Source organism: Priestia sp. P1_B12_1, from assembly GCF_056406695.1.
In genome coordinates this window covers 930,285-953,023 of record NZ_JBFTZR010000002.1, presented here as the reverse complement: position 1 = coordinate 953,023, position 22,739 = coordinate 930,285, and the positions used below count along the sequence as shown (strand labels likewise).

Annotated in this window: 29 protein-coding genes; 9 read left to right on the top strand and 20 right to left on the bottom strand. The window is 33.1% G+C overall.

Annotation, left to right across the window (positions count from 1 at the left end; translation table 11 throughout):
* Nucleotides 1-84 precede the first annotated feature (84 nt).
* Nucleotides 85-450: a transcriptional activator HxlR gene (gene hxlR, locus AC1D0Y_RS10355; protein WP_028408091.1), complete on the bottom strand. Its 366-nt coding sequence runs from the start codon at nucleotides 448-450 to the stop codon at nucleotides 85-87.
* Between the two features lie 164 nt (nucleotides 451-614).
* Here hxlR and zwf point away from each other — a divergent pair, with 164 nt between their 5' ends.
* Nucleotides 615-2,129 carry a glucose-6-phosphate dehydrogenase gene (gene zwf, locus AC1D0Y_RS10350; protein ID WP_081085301.1) on the top strand — a complete coding sequence of 505 codons (1,515 nt, stop codon included), beginning with the start codon at nucleotides 615-617 and terminating at the stop codon, nucleotides 2,127-2,129.
* A 422-nt stretch (nucleotides 2,130-2,551) separates the two neighbouring features.
* On the opposite strand, the gene AC1D0Y_RS10345 is transcribed toward zwf, so the two are convergent.
* Both AC1D0Y_RS10345 and AC1D0Y_RS10340 read right to left on the bottom strand, forming a co-directional pair.
* A complete protein-coding gene (locus AC1D0Y_RS10345) occupies nucleotides 2,552-2,800 on the bottom strand; it encodes a hypothetical protein (protein WP_057241908.1) in 249 nt (82 codons plus the stop codon).
* A 37-nt stretch (nucleotides 2,801-2,837) separates the two neighbouring features.
* Nucleotides 2,838-3,323, bottom strand: coding sequence for a PaaI family thioesterase (locus AC1D0Y_RS10340; protein ID WP_028408088.1), 486 nt, complete (start codon nucleotides 3,321-3,323; stop codon nucleotides 2,838-2,840).
* A 292-nt stretch (nucleotides 3,324-3,615) separates the two neighbouring features.
* Here AC1D0Y_RS10340 and AC1D0Y_RS10335 point away from each other — a divergent pair, with 292 nt between their 5' ends.
* Nucleotides 3,616-4,119 carry a L,D-transpeptidase gene (locus AC1D0Y_RS10335; protein ID WP_051421052.1) on the top strand — a complete coding sequence of 168 codons (504 nt, stop codon included), beginning with the start codon at nucleotides 3,616-3,618 and terminating at the stop codon, nucleotides 4,117-4,119.
* 439 nt (nucleotides 4,120-4,558) lie between these two features.
* On the opposite strand, the gene AC1D0Y_RS10330 is transcribed toward AC1D0Y_RS10335, so the two are convergent.
* Both AC1D0Y_RS10330 and AC1D0Y_RS10325 read right to left on the bottom strand, forming a co-directional pair.
* On the bottom strand, nucleotides 4,559-5,131 hold the full coding sequence (locus tag AC1D0Y_RS10330) for a flavin reductase family protein (RefSeq protein WP_477707551.1): 573 nt from the start codon (nucleotides 5,129-5,131) through the stop codon (nucleotides 4,559-4,561).
* 355 nt (nucleotides 5,132-5,486) lie between these two features.
* Complete coding sequence (locus AC1D0Y_RS10325; RefSeq protein WP_025753557.1) at nucleotides 5,487-5,765, bottom strand: ArsR/SmtB family transcription factor; 279 nt, start codon at nucleotides 5,763-5,765, stop codon at nucleotides 5,487-5,489.
* Between the two features lie 307 nt (nucleotides 5,766-6,072).
* Between AC1D0Y_RS10325 and AC1D0Y_RS10320 the strand changes: the two genes are divergently transcribed.
* The gene (locus AC1D0Y_RS10320) at nucleotides 6,073-6,951 is read left to right on the top strand and encodes a LysR family transcriptional regulator (protein ID WP_057241905.1); all 879 of its coding nucleotides are present in this window, start codon (nucleotides 6,073-6,075) and stop codon (nucleotides 6,949-6,951) included.
* 179 nt (nucleotides 6,952-7,130) lie between these two features.
* Here the strand turns inward: AC1D0Y_RS10320 and AC1D0Y_RS10315 are convergent, their stop codons facing one another.
* The 3 genes from AC1D0Y_RS10315 to AC1D0Y_RS10305 form a co-directional block, all read right to left on the bottom strand.
* Entirely contained in the window at nucleotides 7,131-7,550 is a 420-nt protein-coding gene (locus AC1D0Y_RS10315; protein ID WP_060746783.1) for a MarR family winged helix-turn-helix transcriptional regulator, read from the bottom strand.
* A 232-nt stretch (nucleotides 7,551-7,782) separates the two neighbouring features.
* A complete protein-coding gene (locus AC1D0Y_RS10310) occupies nucleotides 7,783-8,970 on the bottom strand; it encodes an MFS transporter (RefSeq protein ID WP_060746782.1) in 1,188 nt (395 codons plus the stop codon).
* A gap of 755 nt (nucleotides 8,971-9,725) precedes the next feature.
* The gene (locus AC1D0Y_RS10305; protein ID WP_169305217.1) at nucleotides 9,726-9,863 is read right to left on the bottom strand and encodes a hypothetical protein; all 138 of its coding nucleotides are present in this window, start codon (nucleotides 9,861-9,863) and stop codon (nucleotides 9,726-9,728) included.
* Nucleotides 9,864-10,273: 410 nt separating this feature from the next.
* On the opposite strand from AC1D0Y_RS10305, the gene AC1D0Y_RS10300 reads away from it, so the two are divergent.
* From AC1D0Y_RS10300 to AC1D0Y_RS10290, 3 genes are all read left to right on the top strand, one after another.
* The gene (locus tag AC1D0Y_RS10300; protein WP_028408084.1) at nucleotides 10,274-11,056 is read left to right on the top strand and encodes a hypothetical protein; all 783 of its coding nucleotides are present in this window, start codon (nucleotides 10,274-10,276) and stop codon (nucleotides 11,054-11,056) included.
* A 789-nt stretch (nucleotides 11,057-11,845) separates the two neighbouring features.
* On the top strand, nucleotides 11,846-12,421 hold the full coding sequence (locus AC1D0Y_RS10295; protein ID WP_028408083.1) for an MEDS domain-containing protein: 576 nt from the start codon (nucleotides 11,846-11,848) through the stop codon (nucleotides 12,419-12,421).
* Between the two features lie 823 nt (nucleotides 12,422-13,244).
* Entirely contained in the window at nucleotides 13,245-13,616 is a 372-nt protein-coding gene (locus tag AC1D0Y_RS10290; RefSeq protein ID WP_060746780.1) for a DUF1304 domain-containing protein, read from the top strand.
* A 280-nt stretch (nucleotides 13,617-13,896) separates the two neighbouring features.
* Here the strand turns inward: AC1D0Y_RS10290 and AC1D0Y_RS10285 are convergent, their stop codons facing one another.
* Nucleotides 13,897-14,133, bottom strand: coding sequence for a hypothetical protein (locus tag AC1D0Y_RS10285; RefSeq protein WP_477707550.1), 237 nt, complete (start codon nucleotides 14,131-14,133; stop codon nucleotides 13,897-13,899).
* Between the two features lie 155 nt (nucleotides 14,134-14,288).
* Here AC1D0Y_RS10285 and AC1D0Y_RS10280 point away from each other — a divergent pair, with 155 nt between their 5' ends.
* Together AC1D0Y_RS10280 and AC1D0Y_RS10275 are read left to right on the top strand one after the other, a co-directional pair.
* Entirely contained in the window at nucleotides 14,289-14,507 is a 219-nt protein-coding gene (locus tag AC1D0Y_RS10280) for a hypothetical protein (protein WP_060746778.1), read from the top strand.
* A gap of 48 nt (nucleotides 14,508-14,555) precedes the next feature.
* A complete protein-coding gene (locus tag AC1D0Y_RS10275) occupies nucleotides 14,556-14,762 on the top strand; it encodes a DUF6007 family protein (protein ID WP_350163604.1) in 207 nt (68 codons plus the stop codon).
* Between the two features lie 106 nt (nucleotides 14,763-14,868).
* Here the strand turns inward: AC1D0Y_RS10275 and AC1D0Y_RS10270 are convergent, their stop codons facing one another.
* The 4 genes from AC1D0Y_RS10270 to AC1D0Y_RS10255 all read right to left on the bottom strand — a co-directional run bounded on the left by AC1D0Y_RS10270 (nucleotide 14,869) and on the right by AC1D0Y_RS10255 (nucleotide 17,072).
* Nucleotides 14,869-15,465 carry a hypothetical protein gene (locus AC1D0Y_RS10270; protein ID WP_221840314.1) on the bottom strand — a complete coding sequence of 199 codons (597 nt, stop codon included), beginning with the start codon at nucleotides 15,463-15,465 and terminating at the stop codon, nucleotides 14,869-14,871.
* 146 nt (nucleotides 15,466-15,611) lie between these two features.
* Nucleotides 15,612-15,845, bottom strand: a complete 234-nt coding sequence (locus AC1D0Y_RS10265; protein WP_060746776.1) for a hypothetical protein — start codon at nucleotides 15,843-15,845, stop codon at nucleotides 15,612-15,614.
* 156 nt (nucleotides 15,846-16,001) lie between these two features.
* Entirely contained in the window at nucleotides 16,002-16,595 is a 594-nt protein-coding gene (locus AC1D0Y_RS10260; protein ID WP_477707549.1) for a hypothetical protein, read from the bottom strand.
* Nucleotides 16,596-16,703: 108 nt separating this feature from the next.
* Nucleotides 16,704-17,072: a hypothetical protein gene (locus AC1D0Y_RS10255; protein WP_060746774.1), complete on the bottom strand. Its 369-nt coding sequence runs from the start codon at nucleotides 17,070-17,072 to the stop codon at nucleotides 16,704-16,706.
* A gap of 244 nt (nucleotides 17,073-17,316) precedes the next feature.
* Here AC1D0Y_RS10255 and AC1D0Y_RS10250 point away from each other — a divergent pair, with 244 nt between their 5' ends.
* Nucleotides 17,317-17,997 carry a hypothetical protein gene (locus AC1D0Y_RS10250; protein WP_477707548.1) on the top strand — a complete coding sequence of 227 codons (681 nt, stop codon included), beginning with the start codon at nucleotides 17,317-17,319 and terminating at the stop codon, nucleotides 17,995-17,997.
* A gap of 100 nt (nucleotides 17,998-18,097) precedes the next feature.
* Here AC1D0Y_RS10250 and AC1D0Y_RS10245 read toward each other — a convergent pair whose 3' ends face one another.
* From AC1D0Y_RS10245 to AC1D0Y_RS10215, 7 genes are all read right to left on the bottom strand, one after another.
* Nucleotides 18,098-18,643, bottom strand: a complete 546-nt coding sequence (locus AC1D0Y_RS10245; RefSeq protein WP_477707547.1) for a DUF4241 domain-containing protein — start codon at nucleotides 18,641-18,643, stop codon at nucleotides 18,098-18,100.
* Nucleotides 18,644-18,786: 143 nt separating this feature from the next.
* The gene (locus tag AC1D0Y_RS10240) at nucleotides 18,787-19,458 is read right to left on the bottom strand and encodes a hypothetical protein (protein ID WP_060746800.1); all 672 of its coding nucleotides are present in this window, start codon (nucleotides 19,456-19,458) and stop codon (nucleotides 18,787-18,789) included.
* Between the two features lie 22 nt (nucleotides 19,459-19,480).
* The gene (locus AC1D0Y_RS10235; protein ID WP_060746771.1) at nucleotides 19,481-20,398 is read right to left on the bottom strand and encodes a DUF4240 domain-containing protein; all 918 of its coding nucleotides are present in this window, start codon (nucleotides 20,396-20,398) and stop codon (nucleotides 19,481-19,483) included.
* Nucleotides 20,399-20,509: 111 nt separating this feature from the next.
* Complete coding sequence (locus tag AC1D0Y_RS10230; protein ID WP_048020727.1) at nucleotides 20,510-20,863, bottom strand: DUF2185 domain-containing protein; 354 nt, start codon at nucleotides 20,861-20,863, stop codon at nucleotides 20,510-20,512.
* A 136-nt stretch (nucleotides 20,864-20,999) separates the two neighbouring features.
* Nucleotides 21,000-21,599, bottom strand: a complete 600-nt coding sequence (locus AC1D0Y_RS10225) for a hypothetical protein (RefSeq protein ID WP_235593610.1) — start codon at nucleotides 21,597-21,599, stop codon at nucleotides 21,000-21,002.
* Nucleotides 21,596-22,006 carry a hypothetical protein gene (locus tag AC1D0Y_RS10220; RefSeq protein WP_477707546.1) on the bottom strand — a complete coding sequence of 137 codons (411 nt, stop codon included), beginning with the start codon at nucleotides 22,004-22,006 and terminating at the stop codon, nucleotides 21,596-21,598. Before AC1D0Y_RS10220 ends, AC1D0Y_RS10225 begins: the two co-directional genes overlap by 4 nt.
* Nucleotides 22,007-22,099: 93 nt before the next feature.
* A complete protein-coding gene (locus AC1D0Y_RS10215; RefSeq protein WP_477707545.1) occupies nucleotides 22,100-22,501 on the bottom strand; it encodes a DUF4304 domain-containing protein in 402 nt (133 codons plus the stop codon).
* Between the last annotated feature and the right edge of the window lie 238 nt (nucleotides 22,502-22,739).

Sequence of the window (22,739 nt, the reverse complement as noted above, 5' to 3'; positions counted from 1 at the left end):
TGGACGCTTCAATGCAGCGTATCATTTTTATTTATAGAAAATTCTGAATAATAGGGACAGTTTTATCCTTTTCAACAAAAGATTTTAACCCATATGGCTGGAATTGTTCATTTCAGGCTCTATAACGGTTTCCATATAATTTTTTCCCCACTCATCCATGCTCTTAAGGATAGGCATCAAGCTTCTCCCGTGTTCAGTCAAGGAATATTCAACTTTTGGAGGGACAACCGGATAGACTTTTCGGTGAACGATTTGATCTTCTTCTAATTCTCGCAGCTGACTTACTAACATTCGCTGAGTAATTCCCGGCATCATGGACTTTAACTCCCCAAATCGTTTCGTCCCTTCTTTTCCTAGGTGCCACATAATCAACATTTTCCACTTTCCACCAATGATCGTTAACGTTAATTCCTTTTCACAGTTAAACGTTTTGCTAAAGAGTCTGCTCAATCCTTTTTCCTCCCTTTTTATGCGTAATAGTATAGTTTTAGACACTATATGAAAATAAAGTGTCTACTTATAAAGGAAAATTGTACCTGCTATACTGTAATCTGTAAAGGTGATAAAAGACTATATTCACTACACTAGACCGTTAAAATAAAGGAGGAGATCAATTGGGCAGTGTAGCTCGTTCACGTGATAATTGTCTCAAGTCTCATTCACCACAAGCGTCAGAAGTGGATTCCATGACCTTTATCTTATTTGGAGCAACAGGAGATTTAGCTAAAAGAAAAATTTTTCCTGCGTTATATAATTTATTTTTAGATAAAAAGCTTCCTTCTTCCTTTTCTATTGTTGGTACGGATAGAAGCAACTGGTCTGATGATGCCTTTCAAATATATGTAGAAGAATCAGTAAAGACTTTTTCAAGGCGCTTTAGACAAGGTGAATCCAGGATAAGAGAATTTCTTAAGACAGTTCGCTATCATAAAATGGATGTTACCAATAGTGATGGATATGAACAGTTGCTGCATGCTATTCAAGAAGGCGAAGCAGAATTAAATATTCCTGAAAATCGTCTTTTCTATTTATCAGTGGCTCCTGAATTTGTAGACGTTATTGCTTCAAATATAAATAGCGGCGGATTGGGATCTACAAAAGGCTGGAAACGTCTTATTATCGAAAAACCTTTCGGACACGATTTACAATCTGCTCAAGTGTTAAATCAAAAGCTTACTGAAACGTTCAATGAAGAAGAGATTTATCGTATCGACCACTATCTGGGAAAACCCATGATTCAAAATTTGGAGGCTCTAGCATCTGCAAACCCTATTTTACAAGCACTATGGAACCATCACTACGTTGCAAATGTTCAAATTACAGCTAGTGAAACAGTTGGTGTAGAAGAAAGAGCGCCTTACTATGATGAGTCTGGTGCAATTAGGGATATGTTCCAAAACCATATGCTTCAAATGCTGATGATGACTGCCATGCAGCTGCCAAAGACACTTAACATCGCAAGGACTCGCCAACAAAAGATAAAAATTATGAAAAGCCTTCGCCCTCTACAAAAAGAGTTTATCCATTCGAACGTCATAAGAGGTCAATACGAAGCGGGAAAAATCCAAAATCGTTCCGTTATAGGATATAAAGATGAGCGCGGCATCAATGCTGCTTCCGTTAATGACACATTTATAGCAGTGCGGGTATGGATTGATCATGAGCTTTGGAAAGGAGTACCTTTCTATCTTCGCACAGGAAAACGAATGAGTAAAAAATGCACGCGTATCGTCATTGAATTTAAACATCCTTTAAAGGATGTTTATACAGATGAAGAAGTTATTCCCAACCTTTTGGTTGTCGAAATAAGCCCAAATGAAGGTATATCACTGCAATTAAACAGCAAAAACCCTTTGAATGACAATAAAATCGAACCTATTTTTATCAATTTCTCAACAAATCAAAAAGAAGTACCCGAAGCTTATGAACTGCTGTTAGTTGATGCTTTACAGGGAGACTCCACATTTTTTGCTCATTGGGAAGAAGTTGAATTATCTTGGAAATGGGTGCAACCTATTTTAGAAGTTTTTAATGATGAACGCTTTCCTCTTCATTTTTATACTGCGGGTACGATGGGACCAGCAGCTTCAAATCATTTGTTAGAAGACGACGGGTTTAAGTGGTGGTGATTACTTTTAACCTCGTTAAAAAGAGGCTGGGGTAAAAGTATTTTATTTGAAGAAAGATCCGAACGATGAAGCGAGATTCTTGCTGGAGAATCGACCTCGTTCGGATTTTTTCATTGTGGTCGTAAACGCAGGTTTACTGTATGTAGTTGCTTCTAGTTGTTGATTGGAGGGCAAGACGAAGACTCCTGCGGGAAAGCGGAACAGGTGAGACCCCGCAGGAGCGTATGCGACGAGGAGGCTTACCGGCCTCCCGCGGAAAGCGAAGTCTTGCACGGAAATCAACTGCGGTGTAACAAGCAGTCGATACTAGCTCATGTATTCAATTTGTGCGTCTTTAGATTGGGTTAATGTAGTTATATCTTAATCTCGTTTATCAATGTTTCAAATACCTTCAATTGGCTAAATCTATGTCACTTAAAAAATTAAGCCTTCGTATCTTCTTTATTTAATATCAGCCATTTGATTTTTCGATCTCGCTCTTTTCTTTCTTGTTCATCAACCAAATCATATTTCTTCAGCAAGTGAAACATCTCGTTTAATGTTGTTTGCGAAGGATTTCGTACGAGAAACTCATGAAATAACGAGCGAATATCTTCTGGCAGCCATTGTGACTGCGAGTTAAACTTCTGTTGGACATCTTCTGCCGAGTGGTCTAAATTACATTTACCCATCCCTTTTCCTCCCTTTTTATGTAACTGTTTTGCATTTTTAGTCTTCTTTGCGTTTAAACGTACTTGGCATAACAACTGCCACAACTTCTCCGGTCGCAACAATGATGTCGCTTGCGTATACTTCTGTTTTAACTCTCCATTTCTTCGGGTGAATTTCTTCAACCGTTCCTATTGCTTTTAGTACTTCACCCTGCGGCGTTGGTTTTTTAAAATCTACGTGGAGAGAACCGGTAACAAATCGCGGCGGCTCTGCTGAATCTCCTATTTCGTAGCCATTTTTACGATATAGAGCAAGAGATGCAGAGCCTGTTCCATGGCAGTCAATCAGTGATGCAAGAAGTCCGCCATAAACAAATCCTGGTATGGCTGTATGTTCAGGCTTAGGTGTATAAAGGGTAATGGTTTTTTCTTCTAACCACCCTGTCCGAAAATGATAGCCGTCTTGATTTAATCGGCCGCAGCCGTAACACCATGCAAAATCATCCGGATACTCGTCTTGAATCGCTTTTACTACTTTTTCCATGGTTCACCACTCCTTTTTCCGGAATATTTTAACACATTTTCTCCTACAATCGTTAGAACTAAACGGACTATTTTCAAGCTTAAATAACTAAAAATCATAATAGAAGAAAAGCCTCACTTAAAAAATAATCGATTAACTAGGGTTTTATTTATAAATGATGGTGACGAGAAAGCATCTTTCTAATTGAAAGGTGCTTTTTTATTTCTTATAAAAATATAAAAAAGAGGAGAGTTTTTATGAAGAACATTTTCATGAAATCAATGACCGTTCTTACCTTATTAATGGTCGCATTATGTGGAGTAAATCAGGTGAAAACAGAAGCAGCAAGCAAGCCTACGAATCAAGATTTGATATTATTAACAAGTACTACAACAAGCTTGCCTATTTTCACAATGGCTATATTGAAATGTTTGATCCAGTAGCAACGGGAAAAACATGGGATAAAACACCTGTTGGCTTCTTTAAAGTGGTAAACAAAATTAAAAACCGTCCTTACTATACAGGACATATTCCTGGGGGCGATCCTCGCAACCCATTAGGAAAAAGGTGGTTAGGATTAAATGCAAACGGTACGTATGGTGATACATACGGTATTCACGGCAATAACAATGAAAGTAGCATTGGAAAATATGTGAGTCAAGGGTGCGTAAGAATGCATAATGCAGACATCGAAAAGCTTTATGATAAAGTCCAAGTAGGCACACCGGTTGCTATCACTTATTCCTATAAGAGCTTTGTAGAGTTGACGAGCGTGTACGGTTACGAGTTCAAAGGGTATCATTTAAAAGAAAATTAATCTAAAAGCAGTATTAACAATTTTTCTATGATGCAGGCATTAACCATGAATTAAGAAGCTAACTTTTTATACTCTACTGACATCTTGCAAATTAACCGAGCGTTTGAAAAATTAACTGTAAAGAGCTTAAAGCGTTACGCTGCTTATGCTGTTGGAGGACTTGCTTTGACAGCCGTTGTTATACTGGCCTTTACAATGGAGACAGGAACAAGTTCCAATTCAGTTACAGGTTCTGAAAAAGCTGTGGTAGTTGAAAATGTAACTCTCGAACAAAATAAGTAAACAATATGGGCGGCCTTTCTCGTTAGAGAAAGGCCACTTTTTTTGTAAGGCTGATTTTTACTTGTTCTTAAGACTCAGTCCATCCTCAAAAGCATTTCCTCTTTGGCCATTTCATCTAACCAAAATGAGACTGTGAGAGTTTTCTTTACCAATTTATTTAGTCTGTACCAGGTCCGTGATTAAATTTAGTACCTTTTCCAATAGCATAGAATTGACCGCCAGCAACATAGTGTATTGTACGCAATTCATCAGGAGCATCATCAAAAATCCAATGTCCGTTGTTGAATACTCGATCATCACTCCAAGCACCAACAATTTCACCCATGAAAAGATCATGTTCTTGTTCATTTTCAGAATTTGGAAGAACCTTGCATACTAGCCAGCCAGCGGAACCTTCAACTAGTGGTAAATCAAACTCTTCTTGGTAAAATAGTGAGATCTTATCAAGTTTATTGTCTATTTCTTTAGAGCTGTGCTCACCAACATACAAGACAGTTTCCATTTGTTTAACAGTTGGAACATGTACTACAAAATAACCACTCTTTTCAACGAGTTCACGTGTGAAAGCTTGTTTGCCGATAAACGCCATCACTTTATTATTTCCCACCAGACCGACCCAAGCGGCTGCCATTACATTTTCTATCCCATTGTGTTTAGCAGAAATCATGGTTGTTGGACCTACTTGTAATAAACGGTATGCTTTCTTTAAATCAACAGGCTTAATTGCCATTATTCATTCTCCTTTTGTTTTATATTTTGGTATTTCTAGAAATATAGATTTAAGTTCATACATTAACCGAGCTTTTGAAAAATTAGCTGTAAAGAGCTGATTTTTGCACGTAGACAAAGGGACCTTTACAATTTCTTCAGAAATGTTTTATAAAGGTGACACAACATGAATTTAACGCGCTTATAATAATGATAGATGATTTGCTTTAGCCTTTTTATCTAAAGTACTAGTAATGGATATACTCAGAATTTAGATGAGGATACCTATCAAGCAATTTAGCCATAATCCAGACAAGAAAAATCATACCTCTTAGTTCTATATTTCCTTAAGTATAGAAATATAGAACTAAGAGAAATTACTCCATTACATATGGAGCATACTTTCCAATTAACTCACGGTCTAGGCTGTAGTATATATATGTGCCTTCTTTATAAGTACTCAGAAGTCCGCAATCAGTTAATTGTTTTAAATGATGGGATAAAGTTGATCCAGCAATTGATTCAAGTTTTGTCCCAATATCCGAACAACATAAATTTGCTTCATTAGCAAGCAAACGAGCAATCTTTAATCGGGTCGGTTCACCGAGTGCTTTATATATTTTTGTCGCCTGCTGTAACTTCGAGTTATCCTCCATTGTTAGTACCCCTTTTTCTGAATGAATTAGATACCCCATATGAGTACAAGCTAAAATTATAGTTGCAAGTATACTATAGAGATCTCATTTTCCTGATGGATCATTATATAGTATTGCTAAAGCCAAATGCACTTTAAAAATAAAATCCTCAAAACAGTACTATAAGCACAAATGAAAATAATTTATTACAATCGCTAATCCTAATTATCTTCGGTTAATTTCTTGAAGTTTAATTCTCTTTCATGATACATTGGATTCTAATACAAATGAAATGCATATTAATTATATAGGAGATAACAAAATTGATATGAACAAATCACAAATTGAACTTATTGTCCGGATATCAGAAACAGGAAGTTTTACAAAAGCCGGTGAAGAGCTACATATGACACAACCTGCGGTAAGTCGTACCGTTGCAACAATTGAATCGGAATTAGGAACGAAGTTAATTAAAAGAGATAAGAAGAATGGAATATCTTTTACAGATGTAGGAGAGAGAATATTAATTACTTTTAGAACAATCCTGAGTGAATTACAAAAAGTAGATGAATTAATTGTGGCTGAACAGGGGTTAGAAATTGGAAAGGTACACATTGGCGCTTACCGAACTGCTTGTACTAGGTTTATTCCTAAGATCATACGTGCAATGGAAAGTCAGTATCCTGGTATAGAAATCAAGCTTTCGGAAGGTAGTGTAGATCAAGTAAAAGAGTGGTTACGTTCCAGATGCATTGATGTAGGAATTATCATTCCTCCTGATAAAGATTTTGATACCTTACCTTTAATTAAAGATCAACTGATTGTACTTATGCACTCAAGCCATCCTTTATCTCAGAAAGAAACAATAAGTATTCCTGACCTACAAGGTGAAGATATACTAATTGGAAAATGCGGTTATGAGGTACAGATTCATGCTCTATTCAACGAGTATAACTTGACTCCTAAAGTACGGTTTGAGATGGATTATATAGAGACAGGATTAAGTATGATACAAGAAGGGTTAGGAATTACCATTACAACAAAACAAAATATTTGGTGGTTGCCAGACCAAGTTGTTGTTCGTGAGTTAAAACCAGATACGTATAGAGATATCAATATAGCAGTGCTAGATATGAAAGATATATCCAAAGCGACAGATGCTTTTATCCAAACAGCTCGTACCCTTTTTGCTCAAGAAGATGCTTAAATAGTACTTAAATAAACATGTGTTGCTATTTAGTGCATATAAAAAAGACAGCTGTTTGATTCAAAAAGTGGCTGTCTTTTTTATTTCTACTATTTATGAATGGTAGTGGCTAGGAAGAGTATTTATTGAATGCTTATAAAAAAAGGTTTCTCTTTATAAGGAATATTCAGTAACACGGCTTATTGTATACCGTTATATACCTTGTTTAACAATGTCTTTAGTTGAGTATTTTCTTCATTACTTAATTGACGCGTGATGAAGAGGTGAGCGTCTTCAACTAAAGGTGAAAGAATTTTCTTTAACTCTTCCCCCTTTTCTGTAAGAAATAGATAGTGTAAGCGACGATCTCGTTTACTGTATATTCTTTTTAAGAGTCCTTTTTCCTCCATCGCATAAATCATTTCTACAATAGTTGTTTGTTTCTTATCAATTGCTTCTGCTAGTTCTGTTTGGGTGATCCCTTTTTGAGAATCTAGAACACTCATGATGCTCCATCGTACTGGAGTCATGCCATAAGGTTTGAGCTTTTTCTTGAAATAATTCATTGCTCTTACATCTGTTCGATGAATAAGATGGCCTGTTAAATCATGTAAATCCATAACGTCACCTCAGAAATGTGAAAAATATGTCTTAAGCTAATAATCGAGTAATATAAGTCTTTATTAGTAGGCGGTATCCATGTGTGATTCTATATAATCGCTACTATTTATCTGACCAAATGTATTCATGTGGCTAAACCTTCTCCTGCACACAGTAATATCATTCTATACTTTGAAAGTTGTTTAGCTTTTTTAAAAGCTAAAATAAAAACCACGATTTACTTCGTGGTTTTTATTTCACAGGTAAGCCCTCTGTTTTACCTTTAGCTGGTTTGGTGATTTTCCACCCTAATAAGATGGCAATGAATCCTATAATTATAAGAAGATATAATGTCGGAACGAAACTTCCTAGATAATCATGCAGAAATCCAATTATAAATGGGCCGACTGCACCAATCATATATCCAATTGCTTGAGTCATTGCTGACCAAGTACTTGCTTCTAGAGGGGAAGATGCCATATCTAATGGTAACAACAAAGTTAGCGACACAAGACCACCGGCACCAACTCCTAAACATATACTTGAAACAATAGGTGTTACGTTTGTAAAACATAAAAGGGATAAACCAATTATTATACTTAAGGTAAAGGTTGTAATCCAAAACCTTCTGCTCGGTAGCACTTTTAAAAGACTAGGTAATAAAAGAGTAGCTGGTAGCTGTGAAATCATAGCAATTGTACCTACAAGACCACCAAATGCTGGTGTCCACCCTTTTTCCTCTACAATGGCTGGTAGCCATGCTGCAAAACAGTAAAATAGAAGAGTTACAATCCCTACAAAAGAAGTTAATAGCCAGGCTTTTTTGTTTTTTAATGGTAAAGAAGCCTTCGTCTTTTGTAAAAAATCACTTACAGGAATACGGGATTGTTTTATTACCATAAGCCAAAGTGGAATAGCGAGTAGAGCAAGAATACTCCAAAATGCTAATCCATTTTTCCATGAATTATTGAACCAGTGTTGAAGTGGTGTTGTTAGCCCAATAGAAATAGATGCACCCACTACCATTGAAGTAGAGTATATGCCTATCATCGATGCTGCCTTGTCTGGAAAATGACTTTTAATAAAACCAGAAAGCAAAGGGCTTACAACACCAATTCCTGCACCAATTAATAAAGCCGTTATTAACAGGTAAATTGAAGAATTTGTAAAGGCCCTTAGAAATGTTGCAATACCTATGCAAGTTATAGCGAAAGTAATCATCTTCTCTGGTTGATAGCGATTTGCTAAACGACCAGCAAATAACGAACAAAAACCAAAACATAACAAAGGAATGGAAGTGAGCAAACTAGCTAAAGTAGAACTCATACCTAGATCCTTCGTTATTCCATGTAATACTGGGCTAACTGAAGTTAGACCTGGCCTAAGGTTAAATGCAGCTAGTATAAGTGCAAATAGAAACAATTTATTACGATTGACCATACTAATTACCTCCAGTTAATTTCTTGAAACTTAATCCTCTTCTATGGTACATTAGGCTTTTTTATAAATGAAATGCATATTTTTTATAACGCATATAACAAAAATGTTATGAGGTTGGGAATGGAAAACAAACATGGAATACAGCAAACTCTATTAGAAAAAATAGAGTGAATAAAACTAATGTGAAAGTGAAATAAGTATACCTTTATCATTTTAGATGAATAAAGTAGAGAAACATATAATACTTAAAGACATCTGAACAAGTAGGTTTATCTTGTGAAAAACGACCAATACAATATTGGTCGTTTTTATATTCATTATAAGTACAATACTTCATGTATATAGTTAACGCACTTTATTAAAAATAGTGTTAACTATTACATACCTTGTAGAAAAACTTCTTATTTGTCGTCATATTAAGTAAATAGTACAACTTTAATTTTAATAACAAACTTTATATGTTTACTTCTTTAAATGATATAAAATTTATAATTAATTAGATTGATGATTAATTTGTTTAAATAATACTAAACATAAATTATTATGGAATTTATATTTAATTATTGTATTTTCAATAACATACTTAAAGGTAAGAAGATATAATAGAGAGTTATACGAAGTAGAGATATTCGCTTTTTAACACAATGAATGTCTAGACGAAACACAAATAGGCGACTTGTTCCTTCCATTGAGAAAGATCAAGTCACCTACACTTTTTTTCTTCCATAATTCGTAATCCTTTCAACATTTAAAATTTATTGACTTACATGTTCCTTTTCTAACTCATTTACTGCATTCTCCTGGCACTCATTGATAAATAAATAGGTAAGGTACGAATGTAAGTCAAAACGTTCTTCTTTAATAAATGTAGAGAAACCCTGTTGTTTGCTCAATCGTTTTACCCCCTTTGTTCATGCTCTTATTCTTAATTATTGCCTAACTAGCAATCTTTTATACATATAAATTAACAACTGATGTTTATATGATAAGCACTTTCCATTCTGTACTGGCTCCGCCTACGCCACATACGTTGATAGCCACGCGTGCTATACAACCTAAATATAGTATATATGATAGCGTTTACAAATTGTAGTTAAAAGACGGAATATTATGATTAATTAAGTGTTCTAGAGAAATTATGAAAAGATTTTATAAATAGCTAAGAAACCTTTTTGTTTCATGAAGGTTTTTTAGCTATTTTAAATGTGGAAAACGGAATAAATATATTACAGTATGTTAATTATGGATTAAAGATGTAAAATACATTTTCCCAATCCTATAACAATTCCATAGGAGAACATATATGGACAATTATAAAAATGATAATACGGCAAGACGCTATATAGCCCACGTTAGTATATTTGGAACCACTCAAATTCACTTAAGAAATCCTTACATCATAGCTTGGTGGTCAGCAGCTTTTCCCGGTTTTGGACATTTACTTTTATCCAAATATCTTAGAGGCTTTGTTTTATTTATTTGGGAGGTTGTTATTAACCTTCAGTCTAATATAAACGTGGCTATGATTCATTCCTTTCAAGGAGACATAGACATGGCCAAAGAGTCACTAAACACTAGATGGCTTCTCATTTATATTCCGGTTTATATCTTTGCCATATGGGATAGTTATCGAACGACAGTTGATTTAAATAAAATATATGTCTTAGCTGAAAGAGAAAATCACACCTTTAATTCCTTTAGTATAGGATCTATGGAGATTAACTACTTGGATAAAAGAAATCCTCTTATGTCTATCGTATGGTCTTTATTTATGCCAGGTTTAGGTCAGCTTTATATTCATCGAATAATCGTTGCTTTTTTTATCGTTACTTGGACGGTTGTTTTCTTTTACTATTCTCATCTTCTTGAAGCTATTTCTCTTCTCTTTTTAGGCGAAATCCGAAAGGCTACTAACGTATTAAATGCAGAATGGTTACTGTTTTTCCCTTCCCTTTATGGCTTCGCCACTTATGATGCTTATATCAATACCGTTGAAAATAATAAGCTTGCTGAAAAAGAACAGAAAACCTTTTTAGAGAAGAACTATCAACACCCAGATTTTTATATTGAAAAGGAAAAAAGGTAACAAGAGGGCCTGGTCTACAGGTCTCTTTTAATTTTATGTGAATGAAAGAATCGTAATTGGAGCATACTAACCAAGATGCCAAAAGGTGTCATTGGATAAAGTCACGTAAGAGCTAAAACCGCCTTAGAGAGAAGGGGGTTTTTGCTTTTTAACTTTAATAATGTATATTTCTTTAGTTACCATAAAACGTATTATCAGTATTCAAACCTTTTTAAATAAGAGTATTTTATCTTATCCATTTTTCACGTGTGCTTCTTAGATAATTTCCTAAATATTCTCCAATAGATCCAATAAAAAATATAAGTATACATTGAACTAAAAGGCTTGAAGGAGAGACTAATTGAAAAATAAGGGCACTTAAACCTCCCCATAAAATAAATAACAATAAATTCTTTGCTGTAACCCCCATAATGTACTTCTTTTAAAAGTTTTTTTAATTTATTAAACCACATAATTTATTTACTTGATATAACAGGAATTGTAAGGAATCTTTTGTGGTTTTAAGCTTAAGATATATATCCTTAGTTAACATAATCACTCTTCCTGTACACAGAATAAATAGAACCACTTGTGCCACGTGGGGTTTGTTGAGTTCTATATTTACGGAACATACAGCTTTTTATACAACCTTAATTTAACAAGGTTTCCCTTAGGGACGGAATTTAGAGAAGTATTTTAAAAGTGAACTTTCTGCACTTTTATTATTTTTTGAAAATTCAATAAAATACCACTGTATTCTAGATACATAATTCACGTATAATGAGAAAGCGAGAAGAAAGAAGGGATTGTATGTTAAAAAGTAAAATGAATCAGTTGTTTGCAGAACAAAAGAGTGTTCATATACTGTATTCTTATGACCAGCAAGAAACGTATATACAACAAGCTGTAAGTTATATTCAAGAGGGGATTCTTGCTGGAGATTGCATTCTTCTTATTGAAAATGACCGTTTTTATCCTTTTATTCATAACCATTTAAAAGCACTCTTAACAACAGATCAAATGAAAAAAATCCATCGTATAAACAACTTTGATTTCTATTATTCAAGTGGTAGTTATCATCCTCCTGCTATTCTTGCTTACTTTGAGAAGAGTGTACAGCTCTATCTAGAAAATAAACTTTCTTTTAGATCATGGGCACATGTAGAATGGAGTACGATGGAAGATCCCTTACATCTCATTGAAGATTTTGAAAGAATCGTGGATGATGCAGTAAATAAACTCTCCTTTCCGTTAATTTGTGCATACAAAGCAGAGAGGATGCCGGAGTATCTCCAAACTATTTTGATGGAAACACACCCTTATGTTCTTATGGAAGGTGATTTAATTACCTCTGAACAATATCGGCCCCTAACAGATGTAGAATAAAAATAAAAGCGCTTACGTAATTATACGAAGCGCTTTTTTATCGGTAAGGAAACGACTAGTTCCCTTTGTTTTTTTATATCTCTTCTGTTTAGCCGTCATAGCCTAAATGTTGATTCTAACTAGTCTTATTCATTTTAAAGATTTTCTATTTAAAGGATAAAAATTACTTTTTTACGGTGAATACATGATAAAATGGACTAGATGGTTCCATCTATAAAGCCATTACTTATTCGTAGCCAAGAAGAGCCCTTTCAGTCCTTAACTAATTAAGGGCTTTTCTTGTTTTCCATATGTAATTTCCTTATGTTAGATTGATCTTAATGCCACTAGAAGATGCTGACGGTCTTGACCTTACTTCTTTTGTTTGTTTTGAAAAACTCTTGTATTTCTACATCAATACATGAATGCTTGTCACTTATATGACCGAGAGTGTTTCGAGGACATTGCTGCTGGGCGTGAACAGCAAAGTTTTCTATTTCCCATCAATAGTAAAACCAAAATTGGCTTTACTATTGATGAAAAGGTTTATTGATAACAGTATTGACTTGTAAACATTTGAATATAAAATAAAAGGGACAATTGATTCGTTACTTTTTTTAAATAATGAGGATTTCTAACTAAACAATAAGTTAACCTAATAAGAACAAGCAGATTATCTAAAAAGGACTTAAGATGCAAGGTATCTATTCTATAAACTTAACTAATAAACGCACCTAAATAAGCTAATTTAGGCGTTATTGATTTTACTCGAGAAAAATACATTAAGTTAATTCATGAGTTGTTATGGATGGAAAAATCAGAAAAAAGAATAGGAGAATGGCGCATGGAGATACTTTCAGCTATTTTAGTTGGAATTGTAGCATTAGAACATTTATTCATTATGATTCTTGAAATGTTTTTTATTCGTTCGAAGGTAGCAAAACGAGCATTCCAGTTACCTAAGCACTTGGAAGGAGATCGGAATGTAGCTATTATGTTTGCAAATCAAGGATTATACAATGGATTTTTAGCCGCAGGACTCGTTTGGGGGCTCATACTTGGATTTAATTCAATTGGTTATATGATTCAGTTGTTTTTTATCATTTGTGTGGTGGTAGCAGCTATTTACGGTGGTTTTACATCTAACAAGTCAATTATTATAAAACAGGGACTTCCGGCTATTTTAGCACTGATTACGCTTTTGTTTGTCATATAGAATTCAAGTTTTTTTAAAAAGGGACTTCCTTCTCCAATGCCATTAGAACGAGGTACCCTTTTCTCATTTAACTACTAAAGAAACTCCCACTCTTTCTTTTCCTCTTATAATGATGATGTCCATAACTTCCGTGATGACCACCCCTTTTCCTTACAATCAAATTGTAACATGCCTTTAAAATGGAACTTAAATGTTTCTATAAATACCTAGTTTCCATAAAACGGATTCTAGGAACATGAAAGAAGGCTTGTCTATAAGAATTTCTTTTCAATATTCACAATTACTCCAAACCATAAAAATCTTTTAAATTTATCCATGTTTCATACCAAAATGTCTTAGAACGCAATGGCTGAATTAATTTTATTTCTTCTTCGTCTTTTAACAAATATACTGAATTACCTTCCACTGATAAAGTATCGCCAAATTTAAACACGATTTCTGAAAAATATTCCTTATATTCTTTTTCTCTCTCGTTGGAATGCTGAGCTTTTTTGATTGAAAACCTTTTGTTAAACATCTACATCTTTCCTTTTAAACTATTTTCCTTTATTATCTCATGCATTCAATACATAGATATAGTTAACATAACACCAATTATGAGCACGTTTACTAAAAATACATTTATTTCTTTTTATGGTAAAATAAAAATGATAATGTATAGGGGGATTCATATTGATTAAAAATTTACCTTTGCTAATTTTCATTTTAATAATTGGAGTTAGTACTTCTACAATGAGTACTAATGAGCATTTGCCTATATTTCTTGAATGGACTTTACCAATAATAAGTATTATTTTTAATGCTACTGCAGTTGTAGGGCTATGCTTACACGTATTTGTATATAAACCTATGAAGAAAGCAGAAGATAACCTGAATGAAGTTATTAAATAAAAGAACTTTGTAAGCCATGAAACGGAGGAATAAAGAAAGTTGAACGATATGTTACATACAAAAAAACTATTTAAAGACATGATGATATGGGAATGTGTATTATTTATACCTTCACTTTTACTCATGTCATACTTACCTTTAAATAATTTACTAGACATGTTTATTAACGTTATTATCCTTATCTTAAGTGTAATAGGAATATTTGCTATACGTACGTACATAAAAAATCAAAGAACAAATTGTACCGATAAGTAAAAAGAGCACCTTTGAACAGGTGCTCTTTTTTAAATTCAGTTGCCATAATATTGTTTCTAGGAATAAAAGAGCGTAAAGTCTATTAAAAACTTTACGCTCTTTTAACTCATATTTTATCGACTAGAGAAACTAAGTTTAAAATAGGCTCTGCTTCTTTCTCTCCTTGATATGGTTCAAAATTTATTTCACCAAGTTTTACACCTACATCATATTCACCAATTAAACTATCAAGCATAATAAATGCTGCACCAATAAACTGATCATTTTCTTCAGTGTATCCTTTAATGTAAATAACAATATCTAAACAATTCATTTCTTTATCTTCTCTATACGTAAAAAAGATATCTTTTGTATTTAAAACAATATCTTCAAAATAAATTTCCTGTTCGCTATTCTGTCTTTGTCTAAACGCTACAATATTAAATTTCTCAAGGCAAGGAGCTTCCTCTACAAGCTTTATAACAGCAGGGAACGCTGAAACCATTCCTTCTGCACTGATAATAAATTCTCTTTTTCCTTGGTCCATTTCTACACTAAATTCAAAAGTTAAATCTTTATGATACTTTGATAATTGTAAGCCCAATTTGTTAAATAAAAGATCATAGTTATTTTCATCTAATTGAAAATAATCTTCGCTATTCTTTTCAAACCAAGACCAGAATTCTTTTTCAGTAATTTTTTTCTTAAATAAATTCTTTAGCATAAAGCCTCCATAGATTCTAGATACATTTTTAATTAAATTCTCTTTATTAAATTATATATCAAAAGTCTCCCAAGCACATATGTATATTCCATACATAAGCAGTTATCATAATCAATTTTGTCGGTAGAAATAAAAAAAACAGACCTTTAATTAAAGATCTGCTTCTTTTCTTTAGAAAAAACTAAATATGTTCCCACTAGAAGCATAATACCCAAACCAATAAAACCTAACCAATATACCCAAGGATAACTATACGAAACTGTCACAGCTCCCGTGTTGTCATTCACTGTTGTAGTTGTATAAGGAGTATAATTCATATTAATAGTTAAGTACGTTAATAAAGCTTGAGCAATAAGAAATATCCCTACTGCGCGTTTCATAACTTGCCTCCAGACTTATATATATATTTCTATGTTCACTTTAACATAAAGAGGCTTACTTATTAAGGTTAGTTAACGTAATCAACATTTATAGGAAATCTTAAAAAAAACAGTAAAAAAAGAGGGCTTTTAATTATAAATTAAAAGCCCTCTTTTTTAATAAGACGATACGTAATACCAATTTTTATGTACTTTTTCTATTTGTTTAAAGTCCCCATCAAAGTCGTTCTTTAAAGGTCTCTGATCATTTGGAGCATATACAAATCCCGAAAAATTGTCTAGCATTCCTCTGTATGTAAAGAACAGGATTGACTTTTTCTTACCTTTTGTTTCTAGTACAATATCTCCTCCACCTTTAGATAACTGATTATATTCCTTAGGTAAATGAATAAGTGATGAATTATAAGATACATTAGGTTTAAGTATTCCACTCTCTATTTTAACTGCAATCTCTTCCCTTTTATCCTGATGAATTTTGAAGTTCATATCAAGATTAACTTGATTGAAGGGAAAGAAAAACCATATTAAAATAGTTATAAGTTGGATAATAAAAGGTTGCCAATATTTATATTTAAAAAGATGAACCAGTGCCCACCCGGTCATAATGATAAAGGAGGCATATACACCCAGCCAAATAGGCAGCATTAAAAATTCCGTTATAAGATCAACTAAATCCCATTGGAAGAATGATATTAAAATAACTAATAAACTACTAACTAACGATAAAGACAACAATTGACGACGTTTCACACATGTTCCTCTTCCTGAAATAATTCTTTTTTTAACCTTAATTATATATCAAAATCTCTATAAAACGTATGTATACTTCATACATAATTAGTTAACATAACAGGTATTCTAGGAATCTAAAACTTCTTTTAGTACAACTTTAAATTTTGGTCTAAATACTAAATCCATAATCATTATAAAACGGTCAATTCCTTGATCTATAAATAATCGAATTGCTTTGCTTTCTTTATTATCATTCATGATCTCAATCTTTGTAACCGATTCGAGGCTGTAGTAAAAGATCTCATCATCTTCTAAATCCTTTACTGAAAGCGAGAAAAAATTATAGAATGGTGAGATTTTCACTTCAAACCTGTTCATTTCGCTCGTAAAGGTAAAAGTGGACTCATCGTACAAAAAGCTCTCATTTTGGTCCTTTTTAAGTGGAATACATTCAAATAATGAAATAAAGTCTAATTCTTCGGGACAATCTCGCATTTGTTTCCTCCTTGGTCGTAACTATTTATTTAAATAGATTCTTTTGCACAATATTAAACAACAAAAATTCCTCAATTATTTTCCCATATACTTTAATACTCTTCAATTACCTTATGTATATTCCATACAAAGTTAGTTAACGTAATCACAGTGATTAGTAGCATTTCTAAAATTAATGTTTAAAATGGTAGTTAGTTAAGTAATATTTAATTTTTATTTATAAACAAGAAGGGACACCATTTAAATGTTTGATATTCATATTATGGATTGGGCAAAGAAAAGACCTAAAAATCATTACAATAATATACACGGACTTAGGGTTTTCGAATTGATTTTTTGTAGGAAATTAGAGGATCTAGGATTACAATTAGACGAACTTAACAGTATTACTTTATATTGTCTAGCCGACCCCAATAAGGACATATCATACTCAGAAATGAAAGCTTTTAAGGAGGTTGAAATCCTTCTTCCAGATGATTATATGTTATTTATAGAATTAGAATCTGTTGAAGAAAAATATCAAGCATTTTGTAACATAGTTAGAAGCTATGTAGTACCTGTCTTAGAAAAATACTCTTCATTTTCTTTAGTAACTACACAGAATTATGTAGAAGAAGCTCTAGAAGAAATAGTTAGCCAAGGTTATGAAGCCAGTTTTCTAGTTGCAAAAACACCAAAGAAAAGCCCTGATCGCAAGCTCTTAGCAATGTTAAGGGGAGTACATAGATATTCTGGATTTCAATTATGGTGTGAAGTTTACAATGAAAGAGGCTTAAGAATAATTAATGAGCTACTGGTAGAAGAAGTTGGGAATGAAGTTGTATATGCTAGATTCTTAGGACAGTTGAAATGGGAAAGCAATCAATTGATTACTATTAAGTCTAAAACAAGCAGTTGGATGAAAGAAGTCCATATCCCTTTATAATATAATTTCTACTTGTATATGGTATCCACATCCTTAGTTACCATATACAAAACTCTATAAAGAAGTAAGAGACTCCCTTTATTGGAAGTCTCTTACTTCTTTATCCTTTTTCATCTTCTACGTAAAATTCCAATAAAACAGCAACAATTTCATTTTGATCATTTTGTTGAACAAAAACGGGGTAGTATCCATCACCTATACCAGACATTGAAACTGTACCACCTGCTACGATGCCAGCTTCGTCATCAGAAGAAGCGATAATGTCTGAGCACGCAACATAATATTTCATGCCTTCTTCATCCATTTCTATCTCATAAATATTTTTTACTTCATATGAAATAGCTCCATCTCTACCGAAAACGGATGCATCAAATATACCCGCCATAGCAGAATCAACGCCGATATTTTTACCTGTTTCTGTCCATTCTGAACCCAATTCAACATCACGGTGACAGGCTATTAATTTAGTTATCGTAAAATCTTCAGTGAAGAAGACAATCGATTCCCATTCTCCACTTTTAGCTGGCTCCAATACCCAAGATAATATGTCACTTTTGTCAAAAGCGTCCTCTACTGGATAACACGGATCTGAAACAATAAGTTGATTTCCTTTCACCTCGAAAGAACCTAATATTTTTTTATTCATATTTTTACCCCCATTTATCTAATAGTTTAATTCATCTAGTTCTCTAAATGAAGGTGCATAGGATATGCAAAACAAGTTCACATAATCAATCTAGGTAGAAGTACAAAAAGCCCGTAAAAGGGCTTTTATGGTTTATGTAGTTGTTATGTACCTTGTATCTCTGTTTTTAGGGTTAAACATTCCTTACAAAAATAAAAATAGATAATCATTTCTCCCAGGAAAAGGTCCACCACGGATACAAGATCTACTTCAAAATCATGAGTGATACTGGAAACATATTGCATGTCATGGTTACAGGTTGGACAGCTTATATCATTTGGCTTTTTAACGTATAGAGGCGCTCCCAACACTCTACATATATACTCCTGACCAAATAAGTCAAATGCATCATAGTAGGCATCTTCATTGACTGGTATATCTTCTTCTAACATATTGATAAGTTTGAATTTCGTATAAGGAAGAGGAACAGGTATTTTATCTTCTTCGTCTTGAATCCATTTTTCCTTATCATTTTGACTTAAAACAGTAACATTTTTTGTTGTAGGATTTAATTGAAATACTTGAGGATCCCATAAAGTAGAACAATTTAAGCACGATATTAAAGGTAATTCTTCTAGTTTAGAAGTTCGTAGTTCACTTAATCTATCATCCTTTAGATCAAAACATAAAATCTGATGTAAATCCTCGCCACATAACTGACATTTTGGTACATTCCATTCTTGTCCTCCAAAACGATGATTATAAACATCATTACCTTCAATGGCTCTAAAGCCTTTATGCCCCTTCCAATGCTGTCCATAAGGTTCATTTATCATTGTAAGCACCCCCTTTTTGTTCTTAAAGAGTATTTGACCAGCCTTCTTTATTTGAAAATGTCTCATAACTACATCCACTTTCATATTCGAATTCTTTGCCCATTTTTAAATGATAAGCTTCCGATGAAAGAGAAAGTAAAATTTCAAATTCAGTATCCTTGAGCATTTTTAAAGGATTAGATAAGACATCTTCAAAAACTTCCTTACCACGAGCCACTACTGCACATCGTGCATATAAGAAAAAATCAGGTGAAAAATGTTGATCTTGTGGAGAAAAACAATATTCTCCGATTTCTCTTGCATGCTCTTCTGTATCTAATAAGAAAAGCTTATAAGATAGAGTTTCTTCAAAATGTCTTATTTTCCATGCAGTGAAAGTAGCAAGTTCCTTAATAGCAGCATCTACAATCTCTTCTTCATCTTCTTTACTCCAGTCTAATAAAGAGATGATGTTCCAGAAAATTTGATCATCCATCATTTTCTTTGGTTTCATAATCTTGTTTCTACGAGCATAAGCGTCAGCTTCTTCTATCTTCTTTTGCATCTCAAGTTTAAACCCTTGAGGATCTGTTTCTTCTCGCCATTTATAGTAAACATCCATCGCGCATTCTTTTGACCACATCCCTCCATACACATTTGACTCTATACCTAATTCCTCTTGAGCTAAAGGAATGTTTCCAATATAGATTAACTCTTTAGGTAATCTTCCATCTACCCACTTGAATGTCGGTTCTTCTTTTTCATTAAGTAAAGACTTTGTAATTAAAATTTGACAAACATTCTGATCATCGATTGTAGGTATCTGTTCACCTATATAATTTGTAATACCAAGAAGATAAGAGCGTTCAATTATATTTATTACTTTAACTGCACCATACTTATTCATCGGCAACGGAGCAGCAAAAATATCGCCTACTTGCACTGACTTTTTTGAATTCAATATGTGTAATTCCTTTCAATCAAAAGTTTAGTTATAAGTAGAATAACAAGGAATGTTAAAAGAGCCTATCATATACAAGCTTGTTTAATGTAATGTATCGACAGGCAGGTTTTATTCCTCATCAAGAACGAAATTGCCTTTTTCATCACGAATATATGCAGTACCAGGTTCTGCATCAAGAAACGGCATTATATCTGGATCATAATTGCATATTGTATTTACCAGATAAACACCGTGTTTTTTAGAATTATTCATGTAACGATCATCTTCATCTCCGGAAAGAAATCTCCAACCACTATCTGCCTCGTTATATTCATAGGGTTCTTCTCTATACATATAACCAACCTTACAACCATCTACTGTAATCCTATCAGTTGCAATACATCCTTCATATGAATCAATAAGTTGTTTTATTTGGCTTGCATCTAAATAAAATTTCTTCTCTTTTTTTCTAAAATTAAACATATTTTATGCTCCTCAATTAATCTATTCAGCTTTATTTAAGATACTATAATTCGATTGAATATGTATATCCTATTTATATAAAACGTATTTTAGGTAGCAAAAGACGTTAGAACATTAGTCTAACGTCTTTTAGAAGTTAATTTATTTTAAAGAAGTCTTCAATCATTTGATCACTCTCATCAGGGCTTCGTAGTTCGACTATATTATCATTTTCATCGTACGTATAATGATTCTTAAATTGGAAGGGCATAGCTTCATACTGTTTTTCTACTTGCTCTAATACTTGATGAAAGCAGTTATAATTATATTCCTTAATTAGATAAGGTAATCCACTCGGTGAACGCAAATATTCATATTCTTTATAATTGTAAGGAGTGTGTTCAGGCCTCTTTATCAAGATTTTCATGAAATGATTCATAATTTTACTTATTTCATGTTCTTCAACGTATTTCACTAAACCACGTACAGCTATTAATTTCATTTCTAAATCTCGCTCTTTCTTATAGGCCTTTTGAAAAAACTCACTAAGCTGAGAGTTATAGATATCTCGTAAAACCAAGAGTAATTTATGACGTAGAGAAATGTCCTTTACGTTGAAATATAAATACTTTAAAGGTTCAAGATCAACGAGTTCTATCAATTTTGTCTCTAAATTAAAAATTAATTCTCTAAAGTCCATATTACCTTCATAAAAAGAACCAGTTTCGTAAGCACTAGATAAAGCTTTATTTATCAACCCCACCAAACTCCAAACACTTTATGATTAGGGTACAACTCTGGAGCAGTAGGGGGGGTACCAAACATATAACCTTCCTCAATTTCGTCAGGTTCTAAGATTTTAACCCATTCCTCTATTTCTTCGGGATTAGCGCTTGATAGGATATATACTCTTTCCGAAAATGGCCAATATTCCCCGTCTTCAACTTCCATAATTTCAACAAGTACGTCTTGTACACTTGGCTTACTTTTAATTTCTAGTAAAACAGAATAAAAAGTATCAACTCCTGGATGGTCCATAAGATTACAGCCAATAGAGCCTTCATCTTCATTACCTTCGAAAAACTCTTCTAGAGAAACTAAAGGTGCAGTTTGTGCATCAGGATAACCCTGTTCATATATCTTCTTTATCACATTATCTTTCATACAATATCCCTGCCTTTTAAGCACTTATAACTATGAATATCATATACAACTTAAGTGTACACAACAACTCTTATCGCTACTTAATTATGTGTGTTAAACCCACCAATTAGCAGAAGAATTCCACCATTCTTCTCCTTCTTTCAATGATTCTCTCACGTTCAATGAAATCACTTCTGTGTTATCCTTATTAAATTTAAACATTTCATCTATTTCTTTTCCTAACCTTTGTCTAGGGGCGGTATCAATATTATAGACCTTTACCTTGTTAGGTGTATAAAACGTTTCAGATACATCTATATGACCTCCTGGAGAACATTTAGAAACCTCTACGTAGAGAACTCCACCCCAAGCACTAAATTGAAACATTAACAAATCAACGCGATTCTCCAGTTTCCGATAAAAATGAGGAAAGGAACCTTTAAAACCACAATCTCTCAAAGTAGGAATAACATTTTTTCTTAAAGAATTAATCATATTATCTCTTTCAACAGACACTTTAGCACTCCTTACTCTTTTCTTTGTAATAGCCCTAATACAATTTATATACTATAGTCTTCTAGTTACCATAAAATGGCTTATTAGTACGAAGAACAACCTGACAATTAAAGTATACTTTAATTGTCAGGTTGTTCTTCAGGATTTATTTTATTAATGTCATATAAAAACAAAGTGAAATATATTCCGATATAAAGAATTAATAGAATAGCAGTCCTATAACCATTAGTTATAAAAT

What these genes read in the sequence shown, in the direction of transcription:
- AC1D0Y_RS10345 (WP_057241908.1), bottom strand. Translation starts at nt 2,800, where the DNA reads ATGGGTAAATGTAATTTAGACCACTCGGCAGAAGATGTCCAACAGAAG.
- AC1D0Y_RS10340 (WP_028408088.1), bottom strand. Translation starts at nt 3,323, where the DNA reads ATGGAAAAAGTAGTAAAAGCGATTCAAGACGAGTATCCGGATGATTTT.
- AC1D0Y_RS10335 (WP_051421052.1), top strand. Translation starts at nt 3,616, where the DNA reads ATGTGGAGTAAATCAGGTGAAAACAGAAGCAGCAAGCAAGCCTACGAA.
- AC1D0Y_RS10330 (WP_477707551.1), bottom strand. Translation starts at nt 5,131, where the DNA reads ATGGCAATTAAGCCTGTTGATTTAAAGAAAGCATACCGTTTATTACAA.
- AC1D0Y_RS10325 (WP_025753557.1), bottom strand. Translation starts at nt 5,765, where the DNA reads ATGGAGGATAACTCGAAGTTACAGCAGGCGACAAAAATATATAAAGCA.
- AC1D0Y_RS10320 (WP_057241905.1), top strand. Translation starts at nt 6,073, where the DNA reads ATGAACAAATCACAAATTGAACTTATTGTCCGGATATCAGAAACAGGA.
- AC1D0Y_RS10315 (WP_060746783.1), bottom strand. Translation starts at nt 7,550, where the DNA reads ATGGATTTACATGATTTAACAGGCCATCTTATTCATCGAACAGATGTA.
- AC1D0Y_RS10310 (WP_060746782.1), bottom strand. Translation starts at nt 8,970, where the DNA reads ATGGTCAATCGTAATAAATTGTTTCTATTTGCACTTATACTAGCTGCA.
- AC1D0Y_RS10300 (WP_028408084.1), top strand. Translation starts at nt 10,274, where the DNA reads ATGGACAATTATAAAAATGATAATACGGCAAGACGCTATATAGCCCAC.
- AC1D0Y_RS10295 (WP_028408083.1), top strand. Translation starts at nt 11,846, where the DNA reads ATGTTAAAAAGTAAAATGAATCAGTTGTTTGCAGAACAAAAGAGTGTT.
- AC1D0Y_RS10290 (WP_060746780.1), top strand. Translation starts at nt 13,245, where the DNA reads ATGGAGATACTTTCAGCTATTTTAGTTGGAATTGTAGCATTAGAACAT.
- AC1D0Y_RS10285 (WP_477707550.1), bottom strand. Translation starts at nt 14,133, where the DNA reads ATGTTTAACAAAAGGTTTTCAATCAAAAAAGCTCAGCATTCCAACGAG.
- AC1D0Y_RS10275 (WP_350163604.1), top strand. Translation starts at nt 14,556, where the DNA reads ATGTTACATACAAAAAAACTATTTAAAGACATGATGATATGGGAATGT.
- AC1D0Y_RS10270 (WP_221840314.1), bottom strand. Translation starts at nt 15,465, where the DNA reads ATGCTAAAGAATTTATTTAAGAAAAAAATTACTGAAAAAGAATTCTGG.
- AC1D0Y_RS10265 (WP_060746776.1), bottom strand. Translation starts at nt 15,845, where the DNA reads ATGAAACGCGCAGTAGGGATATTTCTTATTGCTCAAGCTTTATTAACG.
- AC1D0Y_RS10255 (WP_060746774.1), bottom strand. Translation starts at nt 17,072, where the DNA reads ATGCGAGATTGTCCCGAAGAATTAGACTTTATTTCATTATTTGAATGT.
- AC1D0Y_RS10250 (WP_477707548.1), top strand. Translation starts at nt 17,317, where the DNA reads ATGTTTGATATTCATATTATGGATTGGGCAAAGAAAAGACCTAAAAAT.
- AC1D0Y_RS10245 (WP_477707547.1), bottom strand. Translation starts at nt 18,643, where the DNA reads ATGAATAAAAAAATATTAGGTTCTTTCGAGGTGAAAGGAAATCAACTT.
- AC1D0Y_RS10240 (WP_060746800.1), bottom strand. Translation starts at nt 19,458, where the DNA reads ATGATAAATGAACCTTATGGACAGCATTGGAAGGGGCATAAAGGCTTT.
- AC1D0Y_RS10230 (WP_048020727.1), bottom strand. Translation starts at nt 20,863, where the DNA reads ATGTTTAATTTTAGAAAAAAAGAGAAGAAATTTTATTTAGATGCAAGC.
- AC1D0Y_RS10220 (WP_477707546.1), bottom strand. Translation starts at nt 22,006, where the DNA reads ATGAAAGATAATGTGATAAAGAAGATATATGAACAGGGTTATCCTGAT.